At 75.2% G+C, this 12,981-nt stretch carries 9 protein-coding genes; 2 read left to right on the top strand and 7 right to left on the bottom strand.

What is annotated here, in order from left to right; translation table 11 throughout:
* Nucleotides 1–77: 77 nt before the first annotated feature.
* Nucleotides 78–704 (top strand): TetR/AcrR family transcriptional regulator, encoded by a 627-nt coding sequence (locus tag ACFIF2_RS03810; protein WP_395571007.1) that lies wholly within the window; start codon nt 78–80, stop codon nt 702–704.
* Nucleotides 705–1,019: 315 nt separating this feature from the next.
* Here ACFIF2_RS03810 and galE read toward each other — a convergent pair whose 3' ends face one another.
* Nucleotides 1,020–2,000 carry a UDP-glucose 4-epimerase GalE gene (galE, locus tag ACFIF2_RS03805; protein ID WP_395571006.1) on the bottom strand — a complete coding sequence of 327 codons (981 nt, stop codon included), beginning with the start codon at nt 1,998–2,000 and terminating at the stop codon, nt 1,020–1,022.
* A 75-nt stretch (nt 2,001–2,075) separates the two neighbouring features.
* The gene (locus ACFIF2_RS03800) at nt 2,076–2,552 is read right to left on the bottom strand and encodes a MarR family winged helix-turn-helix transcriptional regulator (protein ID WP_395571005.1); all 477 of its coding nucleotides are present in this window, start codon (nt 2,550–2,552) and stop codon (nt 2,076–2,078) included.
* A 125-nt stretch (nt 2,553–2,677) separates the two neighbouring features.
* On the opposite strand from ACFIF2_RS03800, the gene ACFIF2_RS03795 reads away from it, so the two are divergent.
* Nucleotides 2,678–3,091: an organic hydroperoxide resistance protein gene (locus ACFIF2_RS03795; RefSeq protein ID WP_395571004.1), complete on the top strand. Its 414-nt coding sequence runs from the start codon at nt 2,678–2,680 to the stop codon at nt 3,089–3,091.
* On the opposite strand, the gene ACFIF2_RS03790 is transcribed toward ACFIF2_RS03795, so the two are convergent.
* From ACFIF2_RS03790 to ACFIF2_RS03770, 5 genes are all read right to left on the bottom strand, one after another.
* Nucleotides 3,081–4,655 (bottom strand): hypothetical protein, encoded by a 1,575-nt coding sequence (locus ACFIF2_RS03790; protein WP_395571003.1) that lies wholly within the window; start codon nt 4,653–4,655, stop codon nt 3,081–3,083. The genes ACFIF2_RS03795 and ACFIF2_RS03790 overlap by 11 nt on opposite strands.
* 92 nt (nt 4,656–4,747) lie before the next feature.
* A complete protein-coding gene (locus tag ACFIF2_RS03785) occupies nt 4,748–6,025 on the bottom strand; it encodes a hypothetical protein (protein WP_395571002.1) in 1,278 nt (425 codons plus the stop codon).
* Nucleotides 6,022–8,244: a CDP-glycerol glycerophosphotransferase family protein gene (locus ACFIF2_RS03780; RefSeq protein ID WP_395571001.1), complete on the bottom strand. Its 2,223-nt coding sequence runs from the start codon at nt 8,242–8,244 to the stop codon at nt 6,022–6,024. The genes ACFIF2_RS03785 and ACFIF2_RS03780 overlap by 4 nt, the downstream gene beginning before the upstream one ends.
* A gap of 6 nt (nt 8,245–8,250) precedes the next feature.
* A complete protein-coding gene (locus ACFIF2_RS03775; protein ID WP_395571000.1) occupies nt 8,251–10,455 on the bottom strand; it encodes a CDP-glycerol glycerophosphotransferase family protein in 2,205 nt (734 codons plus the stop codon).
* A 145-nt stretch (nt 10,456–10,600) separates the two neighbouring features.
* Entirely contained in the window at nt 10,601–12,862 is a 2,262-nt protein-coding gene (locus ACFIF2_RS03770) for a CDP-glycerol glycerophosphotransferase family protein (RefSeq protein ID WP_395570999.1), read from the bottom strand.
* Nucleotides 12,863–12,981 lie beyond the last annotated feature (119 nt).

Here is a 12,981-nt window from a genome sequence, read left to right as displayed (position 1 = left end):
TCGTCGTAACGTGAGCGTAGGGCGTGGCGACGCCGGAACGCAACCGTTCCGTCGTCACGCCCCTATGCTTGGCTCGCATGACGACCAACGCCGACGAGCCGCAGCCGCGCCCGCGCCGCCGGGCTCCCGCCGGGGCGGCGGTGCTCCGCGAGGACGTGACGGAGGCCATCCGGGCGGCGGTCTTCGAGGAACTCGCGGCGGTCGGCTACGCGCGGATGTCCATCGAGGGCATCGCGCGCCGCGCGGGCGTCGGCAAGACGGCCGTCTACCGGCGCTGGCGCTCGAAGCTCCACCTCGTGCTCGACGTGGTCTCCGCGCTCGCGGTGCAGGGTCTGCCGGCGCCCGACACCGGGTCCCTGGAGGGCGACCTGCGGCTGCTGTACGAGGTGACGTCCCGCGCCCTGCGCCACCCGGTGGCCTCGCAGATCATCCCCGACCTCCAGGCCGAGGCGGCCCGCAATCCCGACATCGCCGAGGCCATGCGGAAGACGCTGCGGGAGGGGCAGGACGGCGTCGCGAGCAAGATCCTCACGGCGGCGGCGGAGCGCGGTGAGCTGAGCCCCGCCCTCGACACCGACCTGGCCCTGGACCTCATCTCGGGCCCGCTCTACTGGCGCGCGGTGGTCGTCCGCAGCCCGAAGCTGCCCAAGGGTTACCTGGGGGCGCTGGCGCGGGCCACGGCGGAGGGCTTGAAGGCGTTGTGAGCGCGGGGCGCCGCGGGGCAGGTGGCCGCGACGCCGCGGGGGCGGGCCGTGGGTACGCGGAGACCGGGGGCGTGCGAAGGGCCGGGGACGTGCGAAGGGCCGGGGACCGACGACTTCGGCCGCCCGGCTCCCCGGGCCCTGGCCCCCGGGCCTGGCCCACGGGCCCCGGGCCTGGCCCACGGGCCCCGGGCCACAGCCCCCTGCCCACAGCCCCCTGCCCACAGCCCCCGGCCCACAGGCATTGGCCCCCGGGCCCCGGCCCCTGCCCCCCGGCCCGGACCCTCGGCCCCGCCCCGGGATGAATCGCCCGGCGGCTCAGTCCCGCGCCGCCTCCGGGTGGAGCCGCACCCATCCGGCCCAGGCCGAGGTGATCATGTCCTCGACGTCGTACTTGGCCTTCCAGCCCAGTTCGGCGGCGGCGCGGTCGGCCGAGGCGACGACGCGGGCCGGGTCACCGGGGCGGCGGGGGGTGACCGTCGGGGGGTGGGCGTGGCCGGTGAGGGCGTTGATGCGGTCGATCATCTCGCGGACGGACACGCCCTCGCCCCGGCCGATGTTGAGGGTGAGGGTCCGGCCCGGCGAGGAGCCGAGGGCGCGGGCGGCGGCGACGTGGGCCTCGGCCAGGTCGACCACGTGGATGTAGTCGCGCACGCAGGTGCCGTCCGGCGTGGCGTAGTCGTCGCCGAAGACGCGCGGGGCGGTGCCCTCGGTGAGCTTCTCGAAGACCATCGGGACGAGGTTGTGGACGCCGGTGTCGGCCAGCTCCGGACTCGCCGCGCCCGCCACGTTGAAGTACCGCAGGGACGCGGTCGACAGGCCGGACGCGCGGCCGGTGGCGCGCACCAGCCACTCGCCGGCCAGCTTGGTCTCGCCGTACGGCGACATCGGCGCGCACGGCGTCTCCTCCGTCACCAGGTCGACGTCGGGCATGCCGTACACCGCGGCGGAGGACGAGAAGACGAAGGACGCGACCCCGGCCGCGGTGACCGCCTCCAGCAGGACGCGCAGGCCCTCCACGTTCTCCCGGTAGTAGTGCAGCGGGAGGTCCACGGACTCGCCGACCTGCTTCTTGGCGGCCAGGTGCACCACGCCGGTGACGGCGTGGTCGGCCAGGGCGCGCGCGACCCGCTCGCCGTCCAGGACCGAGCCCACGACCAGGGGGACGCCGTCGGGCACGCGCTCGGCGACGCCGGTGGACAGGTCGTCGTAGACCACCGCCTCCTCGCCCGCCTCGGTCATCGCCCGTACGACGTGCGCCCCGATGTATCCGGCGCCGCCGGTGATCAGCCAGGTCATGTGCGGCCGTCCCCTCGTCAGTGGTCCTCGTGAGCCATGATCCGTCATCCCGGCGCCCGGCGGGCACCGCACCGGTCAGGGCGCGGCGGGGGCGGCCGCGGTGCCGTACGTGTCCAGGGCGGCGGTGAGGCGGTCGAGGCGGGAGCGCAGGTCCTGGACCTCCGCGAGGTCCAGGCCGGTCGCCGCGGCGATCCGGCGCGGCACTTCGGCGGCCCGCTCGCGCAGCGCCACGCCCTCCCCGGTCGGCCGGACCTCCACGGACCGCTCGTCGCGCGCGCTGCGCTCCCGGCGGACCAGGCCGGCCGTCTCCAGCCGCTTGAGCAGGGGCGAGAGCGTGCCGGAGTCGAGGCGCAGGTGCTCGCCGAGCCGCTTCACCGGCAGCTCCCCGTGCTCCCACAGCACCAGCATCACCAGGTACTGCGGGTAGGTGAGGCCGAGGTCCTTGAGGACCACCCGGTAGACGCCGTTGAAGGCGCGGGAGGCCGCGTTCAGGGAGAAGCAGATCTGCTGGTCCAGGCGGAGCCAGTCCGAGTCCGGGGCGGGCGTGGTCATGGCCCCAGGGTAGCCGACGGGCGTCTTGTCCGCGATTCAGTTGTGCGCAATTGAATTGCGTGCTCTACTTGTGGTCGTCAGGCGTCGCCACGACGCTCTCCCCGTATCGAGAGGGACGGTTCCCCATGGACGCGCTCTACACCGCCGCCGCCACCGCCACCCACGGCCGCGACGGCCGCACGGTCAGCTCCGACGGCACGCTCGACCTCGCGCTCGGCGTCCCCGTCGAGATGGGCGGCAACGGACAGGGCACCAACCCCGAGCAGCTCTTCGCCGCCGGGTACGCCGCCTGCTTCGGCAGCGCCCTCGGTCTCGTCGGCCGGCAGGCCAAGGTCGACGTCAGCGACGCCGCGGTGACCGCCGAGGTCGGCATCGGCAAGCAGGGCGAGGGCTTCGCGCTCGCCGTCACCCTCCGGGTCGAGCTGCCCGAGGGCGTGGACGAGGAGACCGGCCGCAAGCTGGTCGAGCAGGCCCACCAGGTCTGCCCGTACTCCAACGCCACCCGCGGCAACATCCCGGTCGACCTCGTCATCGAGTAGCCGACCCCGTGGCGCCCACCCGCGCCAGCACCTCACCCGTCCGCTCGCTCCACGCCACCACCACCGCCTCCTCGGGCACCGGGTGCCACCGGGTCAGCAGCAGCCAGCGGACGCCGTAGCGGCGGACGACTCCGGCGCGCTCGGCGCGGGTGGAGTCCGGCGCGAGGTACCTCTCGACGTCGGCCACCCGCCGCCCGCGCTCCCGTTCGTCCAGCGACGGGTCCGGCCAGGCGGGGGCCGCGAGGTTCGGTCCGTACCCGGCGATGGCGTGCCCGGCGTAGTAGCCGTCGGTGATCACGACCTCGCCGGGGCCGATGTGCCGGGCCGCCCACTCGTACGTCGGCCAGTCGGGCGGCTGCTCGAAGCCGACCGGGTCCAGCGTGCGCGGGACCACCGCCCCCGCCTGGACCGTGAGGAAGCCCAGCAGCGCCCCCGCGGCCGCCGCCCCGCCCAGCGCTCTGCGCCACCACCCCCACGGCCGGGGCGCGGCCAGCTCCACGGCCAGGGCGAACTGCAGCGGCACCAGGGTCAGCCCGAGGATGCGCCCGTAGGTGTAGTGGCCGCTGAACCAGCCGTACGCCACCACCGCGCAGTCCAGTACCAACATCAGCACCAGCGGATCGCGTACCGATGCCCGCCCGCGCCGCCACAGCGCCGGCAGCCCGAGCAGCGCAAGCCAGAACTGCCCGGGCAGGTCCAGGTACAGGACCCGGTGCATCCCGTCCACGCTGTCGTCCCCGGCCAGCGCGAACACGTCGAAGTACGGCCACACCGCCGCCGACGCCGTCGCGACGCCGCCCGTCAGCGCCCACCGCCCGGCGACCGCCCCGCGCCACCCGCGCTGCCACCCGGCCACCAGCGCCACCGCGCCCAGCGCCGCCGCCACCGCGGTGATCGGGTGGACGAGGAGCACCAGGCCGTACAGGAGGCCGAGCCCGGCGTATCCGGGCAGGCCGCGCAGACCGCTCGGGCCGACGTACCGGACCCGGCGCGCGTCCCGCGCCCGCGCGCCCGTCAGGGCCCACGCCCAGAACGTGAGCCCGATCGCGAAGGCGGACGGGTAGCCGAGGTTGCCCGTCATCGACAGCAGTCCGAGGTACCCGCTCCACCAGGCCCGCTCGGTGCCCCACAGCAGCGTCATCGCGCCCAGCGCCAGCACCGGCGCCCAGGGTCGCGGGGTCAGCACCCGCACGAAGCGGCCGAGGCCGGTCAGCAGCACCAGCAGGTTCACCGGCCCGGCGAGCCGTACCACCTCCCAGCCGCCCCAACCGGTCAGCCGTGCGAACAGGCCCTGCGCCACCGCGTACGGCGAGTAGTAGGCGCTGCCCGCGCCCGGCAGGTCGGCCATCGGGTGGCGGGGGTCCAGGAGGTCGGCCTTCAGGCGTTCCACGACGGCCGCGTGCTGGCCGGCGTCGCAGCACAGCGGCACCGCCCAGTACGCCAGCGACATCACCAGGAAGAACAGGAAACCGGCCGCCTGGTACGGGGTGGGGCGCCAGGCGCGGCCGCCGCGCAGTGCCGTGGCACCGCGCACGGACTGCCGGACGAGGACGCCGGCGCTCACGGAAGGGATGAAGAAGGGGACATTCGGGGCATTTGCCGTATGTTCCCGTTGGCGTCAACGGCGTGACCCCATGTCACCTCATCGGGTGATGCTCAGTTCGTCGCGCGGGCCCGGTCGGCCTGTCCCTGCGCCGGCAGCGCCACCCGGTCCCGCGCCACCGGCTCCAGCAGCAGCGGGATCCCCACCACCGGCAGCAGCCACGCCAGCACGATCAGCCGCTCGCCCCAGATGTTGATGTCCGGATGCCCCGCCTGGGTGAGGATGCCGGTGAACGCCGCCGCGACCAGGAAGGCACCGGTCGCGCCCCCGCGCCGCAGCGCGCCCCACGCACCGGCGGCCAGGGCCGCGACGAACAGCGGCTCCCACGCCTGCCGGCGCAGCCACTCCACCCAGAAGTTGCCCTGCAACTGCCAGAACTCCGGCCACGGATCCTCCCGGTCCGGCCGGGCGAAGTGGCCGGTCAGCAGGTCCTGGAGGCTGTCGGACTCGGACGGGTAGTGCAGCAGCCGCGCCAGCGCCATCGTGAGGACGGCCCCGGCCAGCCCGACCGCCGTGAGCGCGAGCACGTCCCGGCCCGGCGGACGGCCCCGCCGACGGCGCCGCAGCGCGACCAGCGCGCCCGCCGCCGCCAGGCACACCCCGAGGAACAGCGCCTGGGAGTGCTTGACGGCGAACAGCGCGAGCAGCGACCCGGCGACCAGGGCGAGCCCGGCCCGCTCGCGCCCCGCCCGCAGCACCAGCGCACAACCCCACACGGCCGCCAGGGTCAGCGCCATCAGCAGCCCCTCGGTCATGGGGCGCATCGCGGTCGTCCCGGAGGGCAGCACGTAGTAGAGCGCCTGCCCGGTCAGCGCGAGCGGCACCGGCACGGACAGGGTGCGCAGGATCAGGAAGACGAGGACGCCGCCCGCGCACGCGATGACGACGCCCGCCGCCCACAGCCCCCACGTCACCCCGAAGGCCAGGACGAACGGCACCAGGACCACCGGATAGCCGGGCCGCGCCTCGAAGATCCGCATGAAGCGTTCCTCCATGTACGGCACGGTGTGCCCGCCGGTCTGCCCGGCCGCCAGCCGCGGCTCCACGTGCCGCCACTCCCGCTCCCGGCACTCGGCCGTGACCCGGGTGGTGGGGTCCGGGCGGTGGAAGCGCACCACGTGCACGCTCTGGTCGCGGCGGGCCTTCGACGCCTGGCTCGCGCACACGTAGTCGATGGTGGCCGCCGCCACCCCGCGCTTGCTCTCCCCGGTCAGGCTCAGCGCGTACGACAGGTAGTTCTTGGTGTCGGGGGTGTCCCGGCCGGTGACGTTCGCCAGCTGGAGCACGGCGAAGACCGCGGCCAGCAGCAGCACCCAGGAGCGCGCCCTCACGACGAGGCCAGCAGGTCGTGGCCGGCCGGGACGGCGCGGGCCCCGGGCACGCCCGAGGGCTCCGGAGCGGGCATCGGCTCGCCCAGCATCAGCGTCCGCACGACCCGCTCGGCGGCCCGGCCGTCGTCGTACTCGCAGAACCGCGCCCGGAACGCCGACCTGAGCCGCGCCGCCTCCTCGTCGCCCCACGCGCCGGAGGCCAGCAGCCACGCCAGCTCCCGGTAGGAGCGCGAGACGTGGCCCGGGGCCTCGGCGGTGATGTCGAAGTACGCGCCCCGGCTCGCCGTGTAGGCGCCCCAGTCGTCGGCGTGGATCACCACCGGCCGGTCCAGGAGGACGTAGTCGAACATCAGGGCGGAGTAGTCGGTGATCAGCAGGTCGGAGGCGAGCATCAGGTCCTCGACGTGCGGTTCGTCCGTCGCGTCGACCAGGACGCCCCGCCGGTGCAGCTCCGACAGGCCGAGGCCGCGCGCCGGTCCGGTGGCCAGGGACGGGTGCAGCCGGACCACCAGGGTGTGCCCGTCGCCGAGGTCGGCGGCGAGGCGGGCCGGGTCGATCCGCTCGACGTGCCCGCCCCGCCGGTACTCGCGGCGGGTCGGCGCGTACAGCACGACGGTGTCCCCGGCGGGGATCCCCAGCCTCTCGCGCACCCGGCGGCCGTCCTCGGGGCCCGCGTTCACCAGGACGTCGTTGCGCGGGCTGCCGGTGCGCGCGGACGCGAAGTGGCAGGGGTAGGCCCGCTCCCACACCCGCTCCGCGTACCGGCCCGCGACCAGGCTGTGGTCCCAGCGGTCGGCCCGGCGCAGCATCTGCGGCACGTCCACGCCGTACCGGGCACCGGGCCGCCCCAGCAGGTCGGCGCCCATGTACTTCAGCGGGGTGCCCTGGTGGGTGTGGATGTGGACGCTGCCGGGTCGCTTGGCCACGGCGCCGGGCCAGTTGACGTTGTTGACGAAGAACGTGGCCCGCTCGGTCACCCGGCGGTAGGCGGCGCTGCCCAGGACCACGTGCTCGGTGTCCGGCGGCAGCGCGGCCGCGCACTCCTCGTCGCGCACCACCCACACCCCGCGCAGGTGCGGGGCGATCTCGCGGGCCTTGGCGTGGACGGCGGCCGGGTCGCCCAGCACGCCCCGGTGGGAGAACGCCGAGTACACGGCGAGGTCCGGGTCCAGCGGGCGGCGGGCGCGCACCGCGGTCCGCACCCGCCCCAGCCGCCCGGCGACCGCCCCGCGCGTCTGCCGGGCCCGCCGCTCCAGCTCCCGGGCGGCCCGCCCGGACCCGCGGCGCAGCCGGTAGGCGGCGTACCCGCCCTCCAGGACGCGCAGTTCGGCCGGGACCTCGGCGCCCTCGGGCCGGTACGCGCGGAACATCCCGGCGGTGCGGCGGAAGAACTCGGCCTTGTCCGCGGGCGGCAGCCGGTCCGGCTTGGACAGGATGTCCAGGCAGTGCTCACCCATCTTGGCGTGCAGGAACGGCCGCCAGCGGGCCAGCTCCGGGCGGGCGTCGAGGAACGCGAAGACCCGCTCGTACTGCCCGTGCACGTCGAAGTGCTTGCGGCTGGTGGTGGACAGGATGTTGCCCTGGCGGCGCTGCCGGTAGTTCAGGCAGATGCGGTCCAGGGTGGCGATCCGCCCGGCGCTGAACATCACCGGGAACGTCCAGGGCGTGTCCTCGTAGTAGCCCGGCGGGAAGGTGAAGCCCTCCCGCTCGACGAAGTCGCGCCGGTAGACCTTGTTCCACACCACCATCAGCAGGTCGAGGATCTCGGGCCGCTCGGCGGCGGTGAACGTCTCCTCGGTCTGTGCCAGCACGTGGGCGAGGACGTTGCGCCGGGTGCCGCCCCACCAGTAGGTGCGCGCGTAGTCGAAGACGAGGACGTCCGGGTCGCCGGACTCCGCGAGCCGGTCGGCCATCGCGCGCAGGGCGCCCGGGGTGAGGGTGTCGTCGCTGTCGAGGAAGAAGAGGTAGTCGCCGGTGGCGTGCGGCAGACCCGCGTTGCGGGCCCGGCCGAGGCCGACGTTCTCCTCCAGGTGCAGCACGCGCACCCGGTCGTCGCGGGCGGCGTACTCGTCGAGGATGGCGCCGCAGCCGTCCGGCGAGCAGTCGTCCACCGCGACGACCTCGAGGTCCCGGTAGGACTGGTCCAGCACCGAGTCGAGGCACTCGCGCAGGAAGCCCTGCACCTTGAAGCAGGGGATGATGACGCTGAAGCGGGGCACGGCGGGTCAGCTCCTCACGAGGGTGGCGGCGGGGGCGGGAACGCGCCGCGCGAGCGGGATCACGGGCGGCAGCGCCTCGGGCGGCTCGCCCAGCAGCACCCGGCGCACGACGCGCTCGGCGGCCCGGCCGTCGTCGAACTCGCAGAACCGCTCCCGGAAGGCCGCCCGCAGCGCCGCGGACCCGGGGCCCGCGTACGTGCCGTCGCGGAAGACGCGGGCCAGCTCGTCCGGCGTCCGCGCCACCGGTCCGGGCGGCGCCGCCATCAGGTCGAAGTACACGCCCCGGGTCTCCCGGTACACGTCCCAGTCGTCGGCGTACACGACGATCGGCCGGTCCAGGTTGGCGTAGTCGAACATGATCGACGAGTAGTCGGTGACCAGCGCGTCGGCGGCCAGGCAGACGTCCTCGGCCGAGCGGTGCGAGGTCACGTCGATGATCCGGCCGCTGCCCCGCCTGCCGCCCCGGTCGTAGAAGTAGTGGGCGCGCAGCAGCACCACCACGTCGTCCCCGGCCGCCTCGCAGAACGCCTCCAGGTCCAGGCCGCCGGTGTCGAAGCCGGTCGCCCAGTCCCGGTGCGTGGGCGCGTACAGGACGGCCGTCTTTCCCTCCGGCACGCCCAGTTCGCGCCGGATCCGGGCGACGTCGTCGGCGGTCGCCGAGCAGTAGACGTCGTTGCGCGGATAGCCGTACTCCAGGTGCTCGTAGGAGCCGGGGAAGGCCCGCTCCCACATCTGGGTGGAGTGGCGGTTGGCGGAGAGGTTGAAGTCCCAGCGGTCCACGCGGCCCAGCAGCTTGGTGAAGCTGCCGCTCGCCGCCGCCACCACCGGGTACGTCGACTGGTCCACGCCCATGGTCTTCAGCGGGGTGCCGTGCTGCGTCTGCAGGTGCACGCTGCCGGGGCGCTTGACGACGCCCTCGGCGAAGTTGGCGTTGTTGACCAGGTACGTGGCGCGGGCCAGCACCTCCCAGTAGCGCCGGCTGCCGATGACGGCGTGCTCGACGCCCTCGGGGACGGTGTGCGCCTGGTCCGGCTCGACCAGGAACACCGCGCGCAGATGCGGGGCGAGTTCGCGGGCCTTGGCGTGGATCGCGGCCGGGTTGCAGGTGTAGCCGCGGCCCCAGTACGCGCAGTACACGACGAGGTTCGGATCCAGCGGGCGGCGCAGGTGGCGCCGGTACAGCAGGCGGGTGCGCAGGCCCCGGGGGCGCGGCAGACGCCCCAGCAGCCCGGTCGCCGCCCGGTTGGCGGCGCGCAGGGCGCGGAAGCCGGCGTACGAGCCGGACGCCAGCAGCCGGTGCTGCACGCCGAGCCTGCCGCCCGGCGGGCGGAACCCGGCGGGGCGGTGGCGCCGGTAGAGGCGGCTCGCGCGGCGGAAGAAGGCGCGGCGTCCCCGGCGGGTCAGGCGCCGCGGATGCGTGGCCGTCTTCAGGATCGCGGCGAAGAGCTGCTCGAACAGCGGCCCGCACCGCTCGGCCGGCAGCCCCCGCTCGGCGGCGTGCGCGAGCGCCAGCTCCGCCTGGTCCAGCAGTTCCGCGTGGTGCTCGCCGGGCAGGTTCAGCCGGTTGCCCTGCCGCCGTACCCGGTGCCGTACGACGACGGAGCGCAGCACCGCCATCCGCTCGGCGCGCGCCGCGACCAGGGCGCCGAAGCCGACGTCCGTGAAGTGCCCGTCGGGGAACTCCAGCCCCCGCTCGGCGAGGAAGGCGCGGCGGTGGACCGCGCTCCACGCGGGCAGCAGCACACCGGTCAGGTGCGGGGCGCGCTCGGGGGCGAAGGCGCCGTCGGGGGTCCTCGCCAGCAGCGGGGCGGCCGGGTTGGCCGGCTCGCCCTCCCACCAGGGCACCCGCTCGTGCTCGAAGTAGAGGACGTCCACGCCGCCGGTGTCCGCCAGCCGCGCGTCCAGCGCCGCCAGGGCGCCGGGGACGAGGACGTCGTCGCCGTCGAGGAACAGCAGGTACGCGCCGGTCGCCGCCCGCATCCCGGCGTTGCGGGCCCCGGCCAGCCCGGCCGACGGCGGCGCGTGCACGGGCGCCACCCGGGAGTCCCGGTCGGCGCGCTCCCCGACGACGTCCGCCGCGGCGCGGTCCGGGGCGTCGTGGACGGGGATCAGCTCGAAGTCGCCGAAGGACTGGGCGAGGACCGAATCCAGCGACTGGGACAGCCGCCCCGCGACCCCATGGGACGGGACGATGATGCTGAAGCGGGGCATACTGCTCTTTCTCTCGTTGTCCTGATCCGACGGGAGCCGCCTGTCCGGCGGTCCGGCCGCCCCGTCGGCCGCCAGGTGGGCGGCCGGGTCGGAGTGGGCCGCGACGAACTGCGGGGCATGCGAACTCCCAGAGGACAAACGGCGATCAGAGGCTGTCGGTGACGGTGCGGGGGCCGGCGGGTTGCGGCACGGTGGCCAGCGGGGGGCGGGGCAGCGCGGAGGCGGCCGAGGGCGCGGGCCGGCGCTCGGCGAGCGGCACGACGGGCGGCAGGTCGCTCTGTCCGAGCACCACGCGGCGTACGACGCGTTCGGCGGCGCGGCCGTCGTCCCACGGGCAGAACCGCTCCCGGAAAGCGGCCCTGAGCTGCGCGGACCGTGAGCCGCGCCAGTGTCCGCCGGCGAAGATGTCGATCAGCTCGTCCTCGTCCCGCGCGATCGCGCCAGGCGGGAGGGAACGGAGGTCGAAGTAGGTGCCGCGGGCCGCCTCGAAGGCCTCCGGCTCGTCGGCGTGGATCACGATCGGGCGGTCCAGACCCGCGTAGTCGAACATCAGTGCCGAGTAGTCGGTGACGAGGGCGTCCGAGGCCAGGCAGAGCGACTCGACGCTCGGGTGGCCGCTCACGTCGAGGACCCGGCCCCGCGATTCGGCGAGCGGGCCGCCGTGCCGGGGGTGGGCGCGGGCCAGCACCATGAAGCGGGGGCCGAGCCGGGTGAGGACCCGCTCCAGGTCCAGGGCGGCGCGCTGGGTCCGCCGGTAGTCGCGGTGGGTGGGCGCGTACAGGATCGCGACCGTGCCCTCGGGGATGCCGAGGCTCTCCCGCAGCCGGGCCACGTCCGCGGGCGTCGCCCGCTGGAGGACGTCGGTGCGGGGCTGGCCGTACTCCAGGGTGGTGTGGCCGCCGGGGTGGACGCGTTCCCAGGTCAGGGTGGAGTGGCGGTTGGCGGAGACCACGTAGTCCCAGGAGTCGGCCTCGCGCAGCAGCCGGGCGACGTCGGTGCCGCGTGCGGCGGCCGGGCGTTCTTGGAGGTCCAGGCCCATGTGCTTGAGCGGCGTCCCGGCCCGCGTCTGGATCAGGATCTGGCCCTCGCGCTTGACCAGGCCGGCGTCGAAGGAGCCGTTGTGCACCAGGTACCGGGAGCGGGCCAGCGCCGTCCAGCAGGCGGCCGTGCCGGGCGTGAGGCGGCGCGTGCCCGTCGGGACCGTGTGGTGGTGCGCGGGATCGGCGGCCCACGCCGTGCGCACGTGCGGCGCGAAGGTGCGGAACGCCTCCTCCAGCGCGCCCGGGTTGCAGCCGTACCCCAGGTCGCCGTCGACGGCGAAGACGGCACGGTCGGCGCGCAGGGGGAGGCGGCGCTGGACGCGGTAGTGGGCGCGCAGGGCGGCCGAGCGCGCGACGCGCAGCAGCCCGGCGCCGCCCGCCACCGTCCGGCGGCGCAGGGCCGACGCCAGCCGCAGGGCCTCGTAGGTGCGGCGCAGGCCGAGGCGGAGCAGGGCGTGGCGCAGGCGCACGGGCAGCGGGGCGGGGGCGCCGGGGACCCGGTGGCGGCGGCAGTGGGCGCGGGCCCGGCGCGCGAACTCGGCGCGCAGGGAGCGCGGGAGGCGGTCGGGGCGGGTGAACACCGTGGTGAGGTGGTCGGCCATGCGGCGGTACAGCACCGGCCGCCAGCGGGCCAGCTCCGGGTCCGCATCGAGGAACGCGAAGACGCGGTCGTACTGCGCGAAGACGTCGAGGTGCCGCTCGCTCGGCGTGCCCAGGATGCTGCCCCGCCGGCGCTGCCGGTAGTGGACGCAGACCCGGTCCAGGGTGGCGATGGACCCGGCCGTCATCAGGAGCGGGTACGTCCACGGCGTGTCCTCGTAGTAGCCGGGCGGGAAGGTGAGGCCCGCCCGCTCGGCGAACTCGCGCCGCACCGCCTTGTTCCAGGCCACCATCAGCAGCTTCAGCAGCCCCGGCCGGTCGGTGAGCCGGAACGGCGCCGGGCCCCGCTCGGTGAGGTGCCGGGCGGCCTGGTTGCGGACCGTCTCGCCCGTCAGGTACGTCCGCGCGTAGTCGTAGACCAGGACGTCCGGGTCGCCGGTCTCCTTGATCCGGTCGGCGATCGCGCGCAGCGCGTGGGGGGCGAGGGTGTCGTCGCCGTCGAGGAAGACCAGGTAGTCGCCGTCCGCCCGCTCCATCCCGGCGTTGCGGGCGGGGCCGAGGCCCGCGTTCTCGGGCAGGCGCACCACGCGTACGCGCGGGTCGCGGGCCGCGAACTCGTCGGCGATCGCGCCGCACGCGTCCGGCGAGCAGTCGTCGACCACGATCAGTTCGAGGTCCGGGTACGACTGGGACAGCACCGACTCCAGACACGCGTGCAGATACGCCTGCACCTGGTACGCGGGGACGATGACACTGAACCTGGGCACGGGGGACATCCATGGGTCGGCGGGCGGTCGGCGCGGGCGTTCGGCCCGGGAACGGCCGACGCAGCGACTTGGTTACGGCCGCCGGGGCATTCGGGGGACCGCGCGCACGTGGATGCCCT

Origin of the sequence: Streptomyces sp. BK79, assembly GCF_044142145.1 — a bacterium.
Taxonomy (GTDB): Bacteria; Actinomycetota; Actinomycetes; order Streptomycetales; family Streptomycetaceae; genus Streptomyces.
This window is presented reverse-complemented; position numbering and strand designations above follow the sequence as displayed.